The following is a 17,006-nucleotide window of genomic DNA, read 5'->3' on the forward strand; positions in this document are numbered from 1 at the left end:
AATCAGCGAGTGGGAAGAAATTGGCATGCACAGACAAATCAGCGGATTTCTCATCCAACTCTTCATCACTCTGCTGATTGTGATCCCTCGTGTCGTTCTAAGCATCATGATCTACCCTCGCTTCATCATGCCCTTTCCTCAGGCAAGTGGATGGTTCAGCTTCAGCGTGAATCTCTTTCAAGGGCTTTTTATTCTCTTCGATGTTGGCACCTCGGTCGCGCTTGCTAAATACTTCGCGGAATATCGTGTTGACAAACCCCAAGAAGCGGTCAAATACGCCCAGATTTTCGTCTGGTTCCAGCTTCTCACAGGCATGGTGCAGATAACGGGTGTTGCCTTCCTCGGATCGATACTATTCCCGCATACGTACTTGGCACACCTTTCGTATGTGTTCATTGCACACTCGCTCTTCCAATTCCCGGGCTTCACCCTGCTCTTTATTCATGTATTCCGCGGAATGAACCGTATCGATTTACAGCAGATTATCAACATCCTATATTGGGCTGTATTCAACATAGCAGCTCCATACATCATGATTCTTGTATTTCGCTGGTGGGGCGCCCAAAATCCAATATTCGGTCAGGCTCTTGGAGGAGCTATTGGCCAAGCTGTTGGTATGTACTTCAATGAGTGGCTGACTTTCGGTGTGTCGGTATATCTGTTCAAACGGTTGGGATTCAATGTTGGAACGCTATTCAGAGTAGACTTCGATATGAAGCAGATAAAGAAGGCTCTACGATTTGGGGCCAAGTGGACAGTAGGTGCGGCCGCAGTACCGATTGTCTGGTTTGTGCAGATGGTCGTTGTTAGCACGAATCTCCTGAACTGGTCTGCGTTGCAAGGTCAATTCCAACTGGCTTGGGACTTGGCCATTCTCGTTAGTGTTGTGGGCCTTTTCATGGAAAGCATGCTCGGAGGAATTTCAGAAGCCTATTCACATGCAAAAGAGAAACTAACAGAATTGTATACTGCGCAGGCATTGCGGTGGGGTGCCTTCTTCGTATTCTGGCTCATCTCTGGCCTGGCAGCAGTTGGTGCTAGGGCTATTCTTGGAGCTGCAGGCGAAGCATGGGCATATGCCGCTGTCCTCTTGCAGTTCTTCCTTGTCTTTCAATTGATGGGTTTCTGGTCATGGCTGGGGGACTGGGTATTTGCGGCTGCGGAACGAACAGATCTGGCGGCTGGAGTATGGATTCTTGAACAGTCGATCAGAGCGGTAGGAATGGTCTTCTTCGTAGTCTATGAGCCGGTGGTTCTGGGTGTCTACCTCGGCGGAATGCCAGGTATCATAACCGCCTACAGTATTGCCCTCTTTATCAAAAACATAGCAGTTTGGACACTGATACGGCGGAAGATTACAGCGCCAAAGCTATATGTATGGCAAAGCTACGTGGGCCCTGCTCTGGCTGCACTGGCGAACTACTTCGTACTTGAGATTCTCAGTCAGATGTTCTGGGGCGGTGTAGACGACCTCATTACTTCCGCGATATTGTTCTTCATTGCGACACTGCCTTCTCTATACTTCTACTCGTTCGTGAGTGGTCTCACAGGGGCATGGGATGAGAATACGCTTGCAGAATTTGGGAAATCAGCCAACATGGTGAAAGTAGCTGGTATTGGATGGTTGGCTAGGCGGTTCTACGGAGCAGTGGCAGCCGGTGCGAAAATCTCACCATTGCATGACAACTTCCCCATTGATGTATATGAACCTGCAATGGAAGAAGCACAGTCTCTGACTCAAGAGAAGAAGAAACTCGAAATCTGATGATGTGTTTCTTTGAGTAACGTGCTCAGATAGATAGTGTCGGATTTCAGAGTACACATAGAATTTGAATCTGAAAATGAGAGTAGAACTAGGATAGGTAACTACATTTCCATATCAGCTAACTGCTCTTCCTGCGCAGCAGCCATGGCTTCAGCTTCTGCACGGGCTTGGTCAATCTTGATCAAGCGAACTAGATACCCTGCTATTCTGTTCCTCACTCGCTTGGTCTTGGCATCTGAATATTGTTCCACTAACCGTTTATTGGTTTCAAAATCAGTTGTAAATTCTTCTGGGTAATATCTGAGCAGTTTTCTTGCTGCTGTCTTGATGTAATTCGGTCTAATCGAGCCCATGAATCATTCACCTGATTTGTTGAAACTATGTTCAGGCCCTAGATTGTGTTTATAAAGCATATGGTGTCAACGGCTTTGTAGGATGGCCCTAGCTGATGAACTACGAGACGCTTTCGAATGCCTATTTGGAAATCGAGTCCACAAATGGTCTTCTTGACAAGATAGCGACTTTTGCTAATGTGTTGAAGCGTGCAAATCCAGAGGAGATCGGCAAGGTAGTCGCATTAACAGGGGGGAAGCTCCATCCTGATTGGAAGGGTGAACCCGAAATTGGTATTGCAGAGAAGATGACAATCCAAGTTGTCGCAGCTGCAGCATCGGTTCCGGAATCAAAAGTTGAGGAGGGACTACGCGAGCACGGGGATATCGGTCTCATTGCAGAAGAGTTGCTTTCCCAGAGTGCGCAGTCTACACTCGTCATGCGCGATGTTACGGTTGATTTGGTCTACAACACACTTGATGAAGTCTCTAGGATATCCGGGAAAGGCAGCACTCGTGAGAAGATTTCATCGCTGGTTGGCATCCTTAGCAATGCGTCGCCTCTTGAGGCTCGATATGTTTTGCGGACAGTAACCGGTGATTTGCGTTTGGGACTCGGTGATATGAGTATACTAGATGCTCTCTCTCAAGCTTTTACAGGCACTCGCGAAGCCAGGGAAACATTGGAACGGGCTTACAACTTCAGCAGCGATCTGGCATATGTCGCAGAGCTTCTTGCCCGTGACGGGCTTAAGGCCGTTTCTTCAATTCAACCCAAGGTTGGTGTCCCTATCAGGATGATGGCCGCCAAGAAACTATCTTCATCCCGCGAGATCTTGGAGAAAGTAGACGGAGCTGCGCTTGTCGAGTTCAAATATGATGGCGAGAGGATTCAAGTCCACAAAAATGGAGAATCCGTCACGCTTTACTCTAGACGGCAGGAAGATATTACCCCTCAATACCCTGATGTTGTTGAAATGGTTTCTGAGAATGTACTTGCCAAGCAGTGCATCTTAGAGGGTGAATGCGTTGCCATTGACAGTGACACTGGTCGTGCTTTGCCCTTCCAGACCTTGATGCGTCGTCGTCGGAAGGAGAACATAGACGAGTATCGAGAGGAAATACCTGTGGCGATGTACTTCTTCGATGTGCTTTATGTTGATGGTCGAAATCTAACAGATTTACCAATGCTTGAGCGTCGGGAAGCCTTGAAGGATGTAATCAATGAGAATGAGACGGTTTCTCTAACCAAAGCGAAGGAAATCGATAATGCGGATACCCTTGATCAAATGTTTCAGGACGCTCTTGACACAGGAAATGAGGGTTTGATAGCCAAAGCTATCCATGAACAGTCCGTGTATCAACCGGGTGCCCGAAGTTGGTTATGGATCAAGTTGAAGGCATCATATACGGAAGGAATGAGTGATTCCGTTGATCTCGTAGTTGTCGGGGCACTGCATGGCCGTGGAAAACGGACCGGCCTATACGGGGCTATTCTGGCATCAGCGTTTGATGAACAAACCGGTGAATTCCCAACGGTCTGTAAAATTGGAACTGGCTTTACAGATGAGATGCTTACGGAGTTCAAACAACGGTTAGAGGAGCACATTATTTCAAAGCATGATCCCCGTGTGAAATCGGATATAGAAGCTGATGTATGGATAGAACCCGCTCTGGTCATCGAGGTGCTCGGCGATGAAGTCACGTTGAGCCCCACCCATCTTGCGGGAAAGAACAGACTAGATGATGGTGGACTTGCTATTCGCTTTCCTAGGTTTACAGGACGCTGGAGGGATGACAAGGGGCCAAAGGATGCTACAACTGTTGGTGAGTTGATTGATATGTATGAGATTCAAAGCAGAATCTAACTCGAGAGAAAACAAAACTTGCGATTCTGAGTTCCTCATAACGACAGTTTTACATATGGAATGTCTCGTTCTGCAAACAAGACCTGGAGGTCAAAACGTGCACACCATACGTGTCAGCGACCCAAAAATGCACTTCAGCTCTGCACATTTCGTTGAAGACAGAGAGGGTTGTGAACGACTGCACGGTCATAATTATTATGTTGAAGTCGAGCTTTCGGGTCAACTCGAAGAACATGGTATGGTGGCAGATTTTAGGACCGTGAAACGAAGAATAGTGGAGATTTGTGGGGAGCTTGACCACAAAGTCTTGTTGCCTGGCAAATCGAAATCAATACATCTGACAAACAAAGAGGATTCAATTGAAATAAGTGTGGGCCAGAAACACTACTCTATTCCTGCTAGTGACTGTGTTGTTCTGCCGATTATGGCAACTACCGCAGAGCTTCTTGCTAAACTGATTCTTCAACGATCCGGGTTGTCAGATGAATTCGAAGAAGCAAAGATTTGTGTCGCTGAATCCCGATTCAGTTTTGGCTGCCACGAGACTTGATTTACAAAGACGAACGTGATAACATGGTTTTTGACACGCAAAATGAGAAACCCCGACACCGCATTCAGCTAAACAAGGTTGGCATAAAGAATCTCAAGACTTTCCTGATAACTGAACGTAGTGGTCTCCGCCATCATATCATACCAACAGTTGAAATGACAATTGATTTGCCAGCCGATCTAAAAGGCGTTCATATGTCACGTTTTGTCGAGTCTATGACCGAAGTACTGAGTGACGAATTCTCTGTGTATAAATCAGTTGAGGATCTGCAGATTCATATTCTTGAGGCATTGCAGGAGAAACATCATTTCAGCCGAGGAGAAGTCATTTTCGAATTCGAGTTTGGCTATTCTAGCAAGACACCAGTTTCGAAGAAACGAACCTGGGAGGTTTGTGATGTTACAGCAAAGACTGTTATGGAAGTAGACAAACCAGTATGGCACGATATTGCTGTGAAGGTAACTGGGAATACTGTGTGTCCCCATTGTATGGCAAACAATGATGGGCTAACACATATGCAACGAGCATGTGGGACTCTACGAGTCGCGGGAGTTACCGAGGAAATACCCACGTTCGGTTCGATGATAGATATAATCGAGAACTCCTTCTCAAGCAAAACATATTCGCTTCTCAAGCTGGAAGACGAAAAATACGTTACCAAGCAGATGCATGATAACCCACTCTTTGTCGAAGATGTCTGTCGGAATATCCTACAGGGTGCTAAGGAAGCCTATCAGGATGCGAATCTCGAAGTCTCTGCAGAGGCAAGATCCTTGGAAAGCATCCATAAACATGATGTCATTGCACGTGGCAAACTTGTGATAAACGGTGATGGCGAAGCTTAGTCATGCTTCATCATAAATCGAGCAGAATCTCTTTCTCGTTTTCATAATGGTCATCAAGGTAGCAGACCCTCTCTCCCCCCACTTTCTGGTGGAGCGGTCCAGGTAGAAGAGTTGTGAAGCCTCACTAGGCCGTCTGGAACCTTTTTTCTTCTGCAGCTGAGTGCCATGTTCTCCACGTATTACTCCTGTATCATCACGAGATTGTTTAGATTGCACGTACCCTTATTACAAGAAAAGACTATCTCCACTTGAAATCAACCCTAAGTTGTAACACATTAAGCAAATAGGGAAGGAGAAATGCGAAAAATGACCTCCACTCTACGACCATCATCAACCCTCCAGAAGAATGCGGAAATCCTGAATGTCCTGTATGGATTACTGGACAGCGACCGAGATCCTACAGATGCCGATGCTCAGACACTTCGGTACCTCTATGCCAGTTCGTAGTCTGCTGGCTTTACGCTCCTCATATAACGAGGAGGTCTAGTCGCTTTCTCTTTGCTCCTCCCGGCAGGCAGAGAGCGATTTCGTGGGGCAGGCCTTTGGTCTGTTCCCACACCCTCCGTGCTTTTCCAAAGAAAATTTGATTCTCTTTTTTCGAGATTCTGTTCACCTACTTTCAAGAACTTCTTGGAAAAACTTGGAACACGTGTAACAAACTCTGGCCGACCATCGAAGAAATTCGCTAGGCGTTAGAGTTATATCATGAAAAGCAACGATGCACCTGAATATTTCAAGGCGGGATACAAAGCTTCAGAATACCAAATCGATTACTACGCGTGAAGTTGAAAGGACACACACTAATAGTCCAATTCGTTTCTTCGTCGATATGACCATATTTATTCCTCTGTGGATACTATGCCGTATCTCGTGTGAATTATCAGGAGCGTGACAGAACTGAGTGATAACCAAGAAGATCGGAATTACCCAACAGATGAGCCTGTCCTAGTGACGTGTGGATTACCGTATGCAAGTGGAGAGATGCATATTGGCCACCTCCGCACATATGTACCTGCGGATGTTTTTGTCCGTCTCCTGAGAAAACTTGATGTAGATGTCACCTTTGTCTGTGGATCTGACACACACGGAACTCCAGTGGTTACAACTGCTGAGAAGGAAGGTGTTTCTCCAAAGGAGCTATACCAGAAGTATCACGAACATTACTTGGATACATTTCCCAAGCTTGGAATCGAGTTCGATAATTATGGGACCACTGATGACCCGGAGAATCATGAGCGGACCAAACAGATAGTACGTGCCCTTGAGAAGAAAGGATACATCTATCCCAAAGACTTGGACACACCATACTGTGACAAATGTGGTCGTTCGTTGCCAGATCGGTTTGTACGTGGAACCTGTCCCTACTGCGGTGCAGATGCGAGAGGTGACGAGTGTGATCAAGGTTGTGGACGATATCTCGAACCGGGAGAAATACTGAGCCCTCGATGCGCCATTTGTGGTTCTCCAACACGAACCGTAACGAGAAAGCATTTCTACTTCAAACTGACGGAATTCACTGATTTCCTGAAGAATTTCCTGGATGAAGTTGATGGTACGAAAAATGCAAGAAACTATGCCATGGGATGGGTAAAGGAAGGTCTCAAAGACTGGTGCATTACTCGTGACTTGGATTGGGGAGTTGAGTTTCCCGATGACCCAAGCTTGACACTTTACGTCTGGGTTGACGCCCCTATTCATTATATGTCTAGCACTGAGCAATGGGCAAAGAAGAAGGGCGAGCCAGATGCATGGAAAGACTTCTGGTCGCCAGATGGAGGACGCATTGTCCACTACATTGGTCAGGACATAGTTTATCACCACTGCATATTCTGGCCTGCAATGCTGAAGGGTAGCGACTACAACCTGCCCTCCGCAATCGTTGCTTCTGGAATGGTAAAGATAGAAGGCCATAATTTCAGCAGGAGCCGCGGCTATGTTGTCTGGATTATTGATGATTATCTTGAGCATGACTTGGACCCAGATTACCTGAGATACTACATGGTATCCCACAGTAGCCAAACCAAGGATCTTGATTTTGCTTGGGATGCATTTCAAGAGAAAGTGAACAGCGAGTTAGTAAACACCTTTGGTAACTTCATCTATCGGGCGCTCCATTTCAGCCATGATAACTTCGAGGAAATCCCAGAAGGTCATATTGAAGAATCGGTGAGCAATGCCATTGAAGCTACTGTTGAATCTGTGATAGATGCAACAAACAGGTATGAGCTTAAACAGGTAGTAGACGAAGTCCTGCGATTGGCTTCATTTGGAAACGAGTATTTCCAGAGCAACAAGCCTTGGGAATTAGTCCGTGAAGACAATAAGAAATGTGCCCGGGTGCTGTACAATGCCTGTTGTATTGTGAAAGCTCTTGCTGTTCTCATTGAGCCAATAATGCCATCTGTTGCGGAAAGCATATGGGAACAGCTTGGTTTAGAGGGAGAAGAGGTCCATGAGGTTGATCTTTGGGAATCTACTGAACCAGCGGAAGCTGGCAGAGAAATTCCTCAACCCCGCCCTGTTATATCCAAGGTTGACGACAAACTGATTAAGGAGCTCCACGGCATCATAGATAATCGAATCAAAGACGCAGAGGCTGCAGAAATGGGAGACAAAGAAAAGCAAGAATTGGTTTCTTTTGAAGACTTCAAGAAGATGGATTTCCGTGTAGGCGAAATTCTCGAGTGCGAGAGAGTTCCCGATACTGATAATCTACTGAAGATCATCGTTGATATCGGAGATGAGAAGAGACAGATGGTAACGGGTCTGGCCCAGCTCTATGAATGTGATGAGCTAATTGGTGAGAAGGCGCTTTTCCTCGTGAATCTTGAACCAAAGAAGCTGGCTGGTGTCAAAAGCGAGGGTATGATACTTGCTGTTGAGCATGCAGAGAAGGAAGGTCACTGGGTACCGCTAACCATCGAAGACGTTCCTCCCGGTAGCAAGGCCGCATAAAACGCCCTCCTTCCACTGGCAAAGGTATAATATGACATGGATACAGTTGGTTCAACATGTTTTTGCCAACTGTAGCCTTCTTCTCCCCCATTGCAGGAGAGTCGCTAGTCAATCGAATTCTGGACCGCCTAGATGGTGTGGATTTCGTAGTCCGCTCAGAGAAGGATCTTGATGCTGTTGGTTCTATAGAGAAGTCTCGAGCAATACTATTCGTGGGTACTGGAGGAACCGAGCAGCTGGTTGCTTCTTTCATGGAAAGAGTTGCTCTCGAATCTACAATTTTATTGGCGCATACTGGAAACAACTCATTGCCCGCTGCTATGGAAGTACGTGCATATTTGGAGCAGCATGGCGTTGATTCTGAAATCCGACAAGTTTCTATGGATGAGCTTGGTGACACGGTGCAAGTGTTCAATCACTATGAAGAAGTATTCAAGGATTTACAGGATAAGAGGATAGGGGTTATTGGAACACCTTCCCCTTGGTTGATTGCTTCCCAAGTTAATCGAAAAGCTGTTGAGCGGAAATGGGGAATCGAGATTGTGGATGTCCCCTTTTCAAAACTGAAGACGGTTGAACCTGTTGGTGAGGATTCTCTTGATACCCTTGAAATCATGCCCAATTCAACGAAGGTCAAGGATTCCGAGTTACGCTCTGCATATGAAATAGCCTATTCGCTTTTGGCTCTCGTGAAGAAGGAGAATCTCGATGCCTTAACACTTGAGTGCTTCCGCTTGGTTGAAACCACCAATGTAACCGGTTGTCTTGGATTGGCGGCTCTTAACAGCCTGGGAATTCCTGCTGGATGTGAAGGAGATATTCCTGCAACGTTCACCATGCTACTTGCGAAGGTTCTAACTGGTGAAACATCGTTCATGGCAAATGTAGTAGAAATCGACAAATCCGAAAATACTCTTACCTTGGCACATTGTACAGTTCCCTTTTCGCTAGTTGAAGATTTTGATTTCGTAACACATTATGAGACTGACAAGAGCGTAGGAATTCGAGGGCAATTTGCGAAGTCTGATGTCACGTTGTTGAAGGTCTCCGGAAGTGATCTCTCCAATTATTGGGTTTCCTCTGGTGTTATCGAGGCTAATTTATCGAAAAAAGAGGCCTGTCGAACGCAGATAAGAATACGTCTCGACAGCCCTGTCGATTATTTTCTTGATCATTCTCTGGCAAACCATCATATACTGATTCTTGGATTACATACCAAGGAAATTCGCGCATTCCTTGAACATATACCGAAGTCCTGATGGATGATGATTTTCTCTGGCTAGCTCAATTTCTTGAGTATTTCATGGACTCGATTCCTAGTTTCATCATTCATGTTTTCATATCTAGTATCTAGATCCAATAGGAAGTCGTGGTCCGACTTATCCAGCTTTTGGAAATCTTCTTCCATGAGAATATGTTGCCTTCCAGCTCTGGGAACAGTGACCCATTGGTTAACGGTGCGTTTGACTCCGCTCTCTGGGTCAAATACGAAACCTGCGGGTGCTGCAGTTGAAGATCCAGTTTCACCTGAGGGGGTTCCGGTAGGCGTTCCACTCCCCTCTGCTGAACTTCTTTGCATTGATTTTGATCCTCTTTTCACGATTTCTTGCTCAATTTTCATTCCGAGTAAACGATATATTGCTCTCTTGATCCGATACCAAATGCTCATTTTTGTTACCTTCCGGTATGATATAGCTAGGTCTACTGAATATGAGTGTTGGGGAACTACATTCAAGGGAATCCTAGAAACCATTCGTCGGCATTTTTGGTTGCATCTCAAACTAACTGAAGAACAAAATAATGAATCTGAATTTTCGTAAATGAAATAAGAATAGATTACTGATATTCTAATGCTTGAGGTATGATTATTCGGACTATTGACTAGTCTGAGACGGTCATAGAAGGATTACGTAATTCAGAACACGAGGGGTAGTCATATGGATGCTGAAGTGATAGTTGTGGGAGCAGGACCTGCAGGAAGCATAGCCGCATATGAGTGTGCCAAACGCGGCCTCAAAACACTGCTTCTGGAAAAACATGAGCTGCCTAGACAGAAACCCTGTGGCGGCGCGGTTATGTATCGAGGGCTGAGAGTGGTTCAAGAAGGGATTCCGTCTGAAATAGTAGAACGAAGAATCCATGGTCTGCGCTTCATTCTGCCTCGAAATGGACCTGCTGAATTCTCATCAGATTCACTTCTTGGCATAACCGTAATGCGCCATCTATTCGATGAGTATCTTGCAAAACGGGCTGAAAAGGCCGGGGTCGAAGTTCTAGAAAAAGCCTGCGTCACAGATGCCCAAACCACCACGGAGAAGGTAATGGTGACTCTGCTTGACGGAAGGAGGTATGAAGGCTGTTATATCATTGGTGCCGATGGTGTGAACAGCCGTATAGGTACATCTCTGGGTTTACGAACCCCTCGGAAAGATCCAACTCGGGTGGGGCTAGGGATGGAGTGCAACTACTATGTTGGAAAACATGGCGTAGAGAAGGCAATGAATGGTAATTCCTCCATTCTCGAAATGATACCTGCAACAGACCGGCTATCCTATGGCTGGGTTTTTCCGAAGAAGGGTCATCTTTGTGTTGGAATAGCTGGTCCAGCATTCTGCATGAAGCCACTTCGAGCCATGTTCGAGGATTTCAAGAAGAAGACTTCTATTCGTCTTGGTGTTGAGCTGAATGATGGCCGCCCTCGGAGCTGCTTCTTAGGTGGAAATGGGTTCCGACAGAACAATGTTGGCCTACGCTGCCTCCTAGTAGGTGATGCGGCCGGATTTGTCGATCCTATGATGGGTGAAGGCATAGCATACGCGATGCAATCCGGACAGATTGCCGCTAAGACTATCGCTGAAGCAATAAAGAAGAACAAATCAAGCCGAGAATTCCTATCAAAGTATCAGGCACTCTGCAACCGGGAATTTGCTGAGAGCTTTGACATGGCTGTAAGAGCCGGTGTTCGAGGAGGACGCTTGGCGGATTCGATACTTCCGCCTGCTACCCGGCTCAATCTGAGCTCTGAAATTCTGACCGGACTTGCAAGGGGCGATATTGATTACTCTGACATTCCTTACTTGCTCATTACGAAATTGCCTCGGGAACTGCCTCATGTACTGAGAGAGTTACTGATTGCAAGAATAAATGGATGAAGCTCACAGTAGTGTGATTCAAGCTGGAATCCAGCTGGTCACCGACTAGCACGACAAATGCAGGGCGGCTACAGCCTTGCCATTTTTGAGTTCGTTGTAGGTTTCACAGGCTTGTTTGGTGTTCTTAGCGATAAGTTTGATACCTCTGTCTTCAATCTCGCTGCGGACATGACTAGGAACAGACATTCTACCATAGCGCCCAGTACCAACAATGAGAATATCGGGATTACTATCGAAAATCGTTGTAAGATCTTCTAGGTGCAGTCTATGTCCCTCCTTGCGCCACCATTCAGCCTCCACCCTGTCTGGATGAATAATAACATCAGAACTGTACCTTTTGCCGTCGATTACTATATTACCGAACTCGTAATCGTCGATATTCATCTTATTACGAAATACCTCACTTATTGGTTAAAGTATTTGGTTATGCAATTCTTCTGTCTTGGAATGTTTTCCCTTGGTAGCCTAGCCTCAAAGATTCGTATCCATTGTGTGCTCAATATCATTGAACAAGTCTTCTTTGTCTTCAATGCCTACTGACAAGCGAACAGTCGACCCTGAGATGTCCATTTTATGTAGAATTTCCTCATCTATGCCATAATGCGATGTGAGAGTCGGCATGCTCACGAGACTCTCCACGCCTCCCAAAGAAGTCGCATTCAGGAATAAATCAAGCCCGTCTACGAAATTTCTGGTTTTTTGATGGTTGGCATTTAGCTCGATTGTCAACATTCCCCCAAAGCCTTCCATCTGTCTTTCTGCAATTTCGTGGCCTGGATGACTCTCAAGACCTGGGTAGAAGACCCGTTTCACACCGTCCATTTGAATTAGTTCCTTGGCAAGGAATAGTGCGTTTTCATTGTGTTTGGGCATTCTGACACCTAGGGTCTTGATACCTCTATTCAGCAAGAATGACGCAAATGGATCAATAGTTCCTCCAAGCAGCTTTGCGGTCTCGCGTATCTGTTCGACAAGTTTGGATTCACCTGAAACTACACCTGCAATGAGATCACTATGTCCGCCCAAATACTTCGTAGCGCTGTGAATAACGATGTCGATACCGAGGGAACTGGGCTGCTGGTTGTATGGAGTTGCGAATGTCCCATCGATGATGCTTATCGTGTTCGAATTTTGTGCGGCCATAGCAACCTGTTCAATATCGACTATCTTGAGTGTCGGATTTGTCGGGGTTTCGAAGTAACAGATATCATACTCGTCTTCTGAATGCTCTAATTCTTCAGTGAAATTTTCGACAGATACGAAATCAACTCTCACGCCCATCTTCGGAAGAATATCTTCGAATAAATGCAGGGTCCCACCATATATGGAATCAATTGCTAGGATTTTGCTCCCTTCGGTTATGAGACTGAAGATTGTAGAAGAAATCGCAGCCATTCCTGAAGATACTAACAGCGATTCCTCACTTCCTTCTATAGCGCTTATCTGTCTCTCTGTATGCTGTGTCGTAGGATTACTCCATCGTGTATAGAGATGCTCGCCAGATTTGCCAGTTACAGAATCCAAGACCTGTTCTTGATTCTCAAAGACAAATGTACTTGTTTGAGCTATTGGAACTACTGCTGGACCTTTCTCTTCTTCTGTCTCTCCATGGATGCATCTTGTTGCTATTTTTCGAGATTTCTTCATGAGAACCCTCTCTCATATTCCTTCTGTCTTATCTGTTACTCAACGGATACTTGCTGCTCAGATTCTTGAATAGTTTTGATGCTATCGGTTCTTGGACTTCCTACTTTCAGAGTTCGTGCTGGGCCTGCTGTTTGTGGCACTGTGCCAAAGTCACAGTCGATAGTCGTGAGCAACCAAACGTCTCTTGATGGTCCATTTTTTCTTTCAAGTTCAGATTTTGTCTTTTTCTCATTTTCTGAATCTATACCGAAATGTTGATCCTCACTGTATTTGCCTATGAGCCATACTAGAAGTCCAAGTACTAGCGCGATATAGGTTGCTTCCAAAACGAACATATCCATCCATTAAATATAGTTAATTAGACCTTTAATCCTTTCTAAACAACATTCTTCTCCAGCTGACGAGAGAGGGTCTTTATCTTTCCAGATCGTTTTGGGTAATAGCCTGCAAGTCAGTATAGCAAGTTTCACAATATTCGGCAGGTTTTAGATCTGTTTGAGAAAGCTTGTTGGAGAAGCGCATGACACAGTGGTTGTCACAGTGACGAAGCCGAAAGATATGCCCCAGTTCATGAAGAATCTCCTTAACTACCCGAAGCTCAAAGACATTGGTATTCCTAGGCTTGCCATAGAATTGCGGTTTGAGGCGTGAAAGGGCCACAACGGCATTCCTCTCTGGTTGTGCTACACCGAAAACGAAATTCAGTTTTGGGGTGAATAAATCTTCATCAACCAATCCAATTGCATGTATACTTTCAGGGCTCTTTTCCTCTAGTCTGGTTAGAAAAGCGCTAGCTCTATACTGTCTTCGCTGTTCAACATAGCCTTGTTCAGGGATGTCCAAGGCACCGTCCTCGACTTCCAGCTGCGGAAAAGAACCCGGCAAATCCCTATAGCAATTTGTCTTGACTCGCTCTAGGAAATCCTGATCGATGTCACCGAAGGGATACAGCGAAATTACCGCGGAATCCACCTGATTGTCCCCGTTAATAGATTTAGAAGTTAGGAATAAGACTTTGGGGTTTATGAACTTCCAAGTAAGAAAATATCCGCTCTTATATGAATAGTTCTATGAATCCAGCTATGAAGAAGGTAACTCAATGATGATTTTGGGTGCCATTTGATCTTCTGGTTTGATGAATTGAATGTTCCCTCCGGCTCTTTCTATAAACATCTTGGATAAAATGAGTTCAAAGTCACCTACTTGACTTGGTTCTTCCGACCTTTCGATGTTCCACTTGAACGCGTCTGAGGCAAGATTGTCAAAGGCTCCTGTGTCTGATGTGAATATTTTGATTTGTGACTTTGTATCTGCAGAATCAAGAAACGCTTTGATTTCTACATTACTCTCATCGGAATGAGCGATGTAGCGGAACAAGCTGACTAGACCTTGTTCAAGCGGTACGGGGTTGTTTGTCATAATTGGTTCGTATGCTTGGATTATTCGGAGAGTTATCTCTTTCTCTGGGAACATTGCGCGAACTTTGTCCAACGATTCTTGAAGGACCATTCTCACAGTCAAAGGTTTGGAATCACCCACATCGTTGCTCTCAATTCCGATATGTCGCACTTGCCGGATGAGGCTTATTGATTCATTGAGTTGATTCATTATCAACTGGTAAGAGGGACTCTTCTCATGTGAGATGTTTTGCTTTTCTGCCATGAGCTGGACTCCACCTAGGATTCCTTGCAGCAAATTACCCATGTCGTGAGTTAGCAAGTCTAAGTAGAATTCAGCTCTGTTTCTCTCTTTCACGACCTCGTTAAGAAGCTCTGCCAATTGCTCTTTCTCTTTCTCTTCTATAGACACCGTGACGTCGCTTAGTACGATTGCAATTGAATCGGGATTTCCTTTGATGTTGATTCGATGAGGAACTATTTCGATCTGAAAGAGTCTATCTGGTTTGTATGATTCTAGTGAGCAATATGGGATAATGTACTCGTTACCCGTGTCGAAAACTTGCTCTATCTCTTTATTGTGCATATTCACTATCTCATTCGCTACCTTTAGAGCTCGTTTTTCTGATAGATGTTCATCGCCCATCGTGGTCATAGTGACGTTCCAGTCTCGATTCACTAGAATCGTCCCTAAGCTTAGACGCGAGTAAATACCGACAAAACTGACTAGTCGACGTACTATTCCTCCACCTCCAATAAGAATCAGCCCAATTATTTGCACACTGAGAGCTAAATCTAGCATTCTAAGGAAACCTGCGATGAAACCTTCACCACCAAAATACAAGAAATACCCTATGAAAATGAGCATAGAACCCCAGACAAGTTCAGGTCTAGCAATTCGAAGCGGGTTGTCTCGAAAAACAACAACGTACGTTGCGGTTATTATGAGAATAACTGGAAACGCGGTTGATAGAGCAATCAGACGTACAGTCTGAATATCGAATACGAAGAGCAGTGCTGAAAGGGTGACCATAATAATTGAGAAAACTAGAAGGTAAATACGTCTCAGATTTGGATCTACTTCTTTAACCCTCGCCAAAGCATGGAAGTGCAACATTTCGAGTCCAAGCGCCGAAATGGGTACAACAAGCAGAAAATCCAGTGCTCTTAGCGGAAGGTATAGGGGATTCGAGCTTGTCATGTTTAACCAGAAGTAAATGTTACCGAATCTAAGAGCGCTGGCAACGCCAAAAAGGATGAATGTATGATTTGCTCTGTTCCACTCCTCAACTGACCGAGGTGCAAATGCAATCGCAATAAGAATAGCAATACCCGAAGCCAGTAGCGCGCTTTCGTACATTCAGTTACCTCCTAGATTGGCTATGCACAACCCGTATCCAGTATATACTGACTAAGATACAATTATCATATAGGCATATTACTTAGGTCTATCTCAGGCAAATCAGCTGAATCCTAGTTCGAAACAAACAATTTCCTGTCTGTTCTAGGAACATACTCTCCCTTTCATGAAGTGAAAATGTGTGCCATCTATTTGACCTATCAGCATCTACGTTTTCATTGTTTCTTGTGTTTCTATTAGCTTAGTATCATAACATATAAATCATCATTTTTTCATAGTGGGCACGTGGTCCGAATGTCTGAGTATGCCTATGAACTTGTCGTAGAAACAGTCGATGACCGAGTCGTGGAAGTGAACATCTCTGATGTTAACCCGTTCAAGGTTACGTCCGCCAAAGATTGGTGGCCTGATGCGCCTGATGGTATGTTTTCCCCTCAAACGATGTTAGTCTCCGCTTCCGCAACATGTATTGTCCTTTCGCTTTACAAGGCGGTACATAAGCTTCGAACGCAATTTGACCGAGTTACTGTGTCAGCTCGTGGTGAAATGGCAGAACTAGATAATGGCTACTGGAATTTCGGGAGGATGAAGCTCAACCTCAAAATCTGGATACCTGGCGAAAAGGAGCGCTCTAAGGTTGAGAAAGCAGTTCGGCTGGCCCACGAATCCTGCCCAGTTGCCAACACGCTCAAATGTGATACCGAACTGAACTTTGATATCATAGTGAGTTGAATACCTATTAGGAATTAAAATGGATGGTAAATAGAATGGATATATTACTGAAAGAAGTCTCAATTGATTTCGAGAACGCTGTTGAGAAACTTCAAGATGCTTGTGGTAACCATGGTTTCTCTGTTCTTGCTACGAAGAATCTAGACAAGATTTTCAAAAAAGCTCTTGACCTAGATGAGTATGACCGATATACCTTTGTTTTGGCATGTTCACCTCCACTAGCCAAGATGGCTCTTGATGTATCGAAGAAAGTAGGGCTCTTGTATCCCTGTAGTTTTGTGGTTTATGAAGAAGACGGGAAGATTTTCGTTGGTCATGCCTCAATCATGAAAGCAGCTGTTGAGCTGGGTTTGGCTCCAGAGGACGAAATGGCTGCAGTTCTCGAAGAGACCGGAAAGCGAAT

At 45.1% G+C, this 17,006-nt stretch carries 16 protein-coding genes; 9 read left to right on the forward strand and 7 right to left on the reverse strand.

Going from position 1 to position 17,006, the window contains the following annotated elements; all coding sequences use genetic code 11:
- Positions 1-1,866: 1,866 nt before the first annotated feature.
- The gene (locus tag GF309_05405) at positions 1,867-2,118 is read right to left on the reverse strand and encodes a 30S ribosomal protein S17e (protein MBD3158208.1); all 252 of its coding nucleotides are present in this window, start codon (positions 2,116-2,118) and stop codon (positions 1,867-1,869) included.
- 95 nt (positions 2,119-2,213) lie between these two features.
- Here GF309_05405 and GF309_05410 point away from each other — a divergent pair, with 95 nt between their 5' ends.
- The 6 genes from GF309_05410 (at position 2,214) to GF309_05435 (ending at position 9,574) form a co-directional block, all read left to right on the forward strand.
- Entirely contained in the window at positions 2,214-3,965 is a 1,752-nt protein-coding gene (locus tag GF309_05410; GenBank protein ID MBD3158209.1) for an ATP-dependent DNA ligase, read from the forward strand.
- Positions 3,943-4,515 (forward strand): hypothetical protein, encoded by a 573-nt coding sequence (locus GF309_05415; protein MBD3158210.1) that lies wholly within the window; start codon positions 3,943-3,945, stop codon positions 4,513-4,515. Before GF309_05410 ends, GF309_05415 begins: the two co-directional genes overlap by 23 nt.
- On the forward strand, positions 4,512-5,360 hold the full coding sequence (locus tag GF309_05420) for a GTP cyclohydrolase IV (GenBank protein MBD3158211.1): 849 nt from the start codon (positions 4,512-4,514) through the stop codon (positions 5,358-5,360). The genes GF309_05415 and GF309_05420 overlap by 4 nt, the downstream gene beginning before the upstream one ends.
- Before the next feature lie 306 nt (positions 5,361-5,666).
- Entirely contained in the window at positions 5,667-5,807 is a 141-nt protein-coding gene (locus GF309_05425; GenBank protein ID MBD3158212.1) for a hypothetical protein, read from the forward strand.
- Positions 5,808-6,257: 450 nt separating this feature from the next.
- Positions 6,258-8,315 carry a methionine--tRNA ligase gene (gene metG / locus GF309_05430; GenBank protein MBD3158213.1) on the forward strand — a complete coding sequence of 686 codons (2,058 nt, stop codon included), beginning with the start codon at positions 6,258-6,260 and terminating at the stop codon, positions 8,313-8,315.
- A gap of 56 nt (positions 8,316-8,371) precedes the next feature.
- Positions 8,372-9,574, forward strand: a complete 1,203-nt coding sequence (locus tag GF309_05435; protein MBD3158214.1) for a fucose isomerase — start codon at positions 8,372-8,374, stop codon at positions 9,572-9,574.
- A 20-nt stretch (positions 9,575-9,594) separates the two neighbouring features.
- Here GF309_05435 and GF309_05440 read toward each other — a convergent pair whose 3' ends face one another.
- Positions 9,595-9,894, reverse strand: coding sequence for a hypothetical protein (locus tag GF309_05440; GenBank protein ID MBD3158215.1), 300 nt, complete (start codon positions 9,892-9,894; stop codon positions 9,595-9,597).
- Positions 9,895-10,252: 358 nt separating this feature from the next.
- Between GF309_05440 and GF309_05445 the strand changes: the two genes are divergently transcribed.
- Positions 10,253-11,467, forward strand: a complete 1,215-nt coding sequence (locus GF309_05445) for a geranylgeranyl reductase family protein (GenBank protein MBD3158216.1) — start codon at positions 10,253-10,255, stop codon at positions 11,465-11,467.
- 45 nt (positions 11,468-11,512) lie between these two features.
- Here the strand turns inward: GF309_05445 and GF309_05450 are convergent, their stop codons facing one another.
- The 5 genes from GF309_05450 to GF309_05470 form a co-directional block, all read right to left on the reverse strand.
- Positions 11,513-11,851, reverse strand: a complete 339-nt coding sequence (locus GF309_05450; protein ID MBD3158217.1) for a hypothetical protein — start codon at positions 11,849-11,851, stop codon at positions 11,513-11,515.
- 87 nt (positions 11,852-11,938) lie between these two features.
- Positions 11,939-13,114, reverse strand: coding sequence for a methionine gamma-lyase (locus tag GF309_05455; protein ID MBD3158218.1), 1,176 nt, complete (start codon positions 13,112-13,114; stop codon positions 11,939-11,941).
- Positions 13,115-13,149: 35 nt separating this feature from the next.
- Positions 13,150-13,449: a hypothetical protein gene (locus GF309_05460; protein MBD3158219.1), complete on the reverse strand. Its 300-nt coding sequence runs from the start codon at positions 13,447-13,449 to the stop codon at positions 13,150-13,152.
- A gap of 79 nt (positions 13,450-13,528) precedes the next feature.
- Positions 13,529-14,140: an archaemetzincin family Zn-dependent metalloprotease gene (locus GF309_05465; GenBank protein ID MBD3158220.1), complete on the reverse strand. Its 612-nt coding sequence runs from the start codon at positions 14,138-14,140 to the stop codon at positions 13,529-13,531.
- Between the two features lie 54 nt (positions 14,141-14,194).
- Entirely contained in the window at positions 14,195-15,871 is a 1,677-nt protein-coding gene (locus tag GF309_05470) for a hypothetical protein (protein MBD3158221.1), read from the reverse strand.
- A gap of 294 nt (positions 15,872-16,165) precedes the next feature.
- Between GF309_05470 and GF309_05475 the strand changes: the two genes are divergently transcribed.
- Complete coding sequence (locus GF309_05475; GenBank protein MBD3158222.1) at positions 16,166-16,603, forward strand: hypothetical protein; 438 nt, start codon at positions 16,166-16,168, stop codon at positions 16,601-16,603.
- Between the two features lie 23 nt (positions 16,604-16,626).
- Positions 16,627-17,006, forward strand: a 380-nt coding sequence (locus tag GF309_05480) for a DUF302 domain-containing protein (GenBank protein MBD3158223.1), incomplete at its 3' end; no start/stop codon positions are given.

It is taken from the genome of Candidatus Lokiarchaeota archaeon (assembly GCA_014730275.1).
Classification (GTDB): domain Archaea; phylum Asgardarchaeota; class Thorarchaeia; order Thorarchaeales; family Thorarchaeaceae; genus WJIL01.

Excerpts from the sequence above, each read along its gene's own strand:
- GF309_05455 (MBD3158218.1), bottom strand. The coding sequence starts at position 13,114 with ATGAAGAAATCTCGAAAAATAGCAACAAGATGCATCCATGGAGAGACA.
- GF309_05405 (MBD3158208.1), bottom strand. The coding sequence starts at position 2,118 with ATGGGCTCGATTAGACCGAATTACATCAAGACAGCAGCAAGAAAACTG.
- GF309_05425 (MBD3158212.1), top strand. The coding sequence starts at position 5,667 with ATGACCTCCACTCTACGACCATCATCAACCCTCCAGAAGAATGCGGAA.
- GF309_05460 (MBD3158219.1), bottom strand. The coding sequence starts at position 13,449 with ATGTTCGTTTTGGAAGCAACCTATATCGCGCTAGTACTTGGACTTCTA.
- GF309_05415 (MBD3158210.1), top strand. The coding sequence starts at position 3,943 with ATGAGATTCAAAGCAGAATCTAACTCGAGAGAAAACAAAACTTGCGAT.
- GF309_05475 (MBD3158222.1), top strand. The coding sequence starts at position 16,166 with ATGTCTGAGTATGCCTATGAACTTGTCGTAGAAACAGTCGATGACCGA.
- GF309_05435 (MBD3158214.1), top strand. The coding sequence starts at position 8,372 with ATGTTTTTGCCAACTGTAGCCTTCTTCTCCCCCATTGCAGGAGAGTCG.
- GF309_05440 (MBD3158215.1), bottom strand. The coding sequence starts at position 9,894 with ATGCAAAGAAGTTCAGCAGAGGGGAGTGGAACGCCTACCGGAACCCCC.
- GF309_05445 (MBD3158216.1), top strand. The coding sequence starts at position 10,253 with ATGGATGCTGAAGTGATAGTTGTGGGAGCAGGACCTGCAGGAAGCATA.
- GF309_05410 (MBD3158209.1), top strand. The coding sequence starts at position 2,214 with ATGAACTACGAGACGCTTTCGAATGCCTATTTGGAAATCGAGTCCACA.
- GF309_05470 (MBD3158221.1), bottom strand. The coding sequence starts at position 15,871 with ATGTACGAAAGCGCGCTACTGGCTTCGGGTATTGCTATTCTTATTGCG.
- GF309_05450 (MBD3158217.1), bottom strand. The coding sequence starts at position 11,851 with ATGAATATCGACGATTACGAGTTCGGTAATATAGTAATCGACGGCAAA.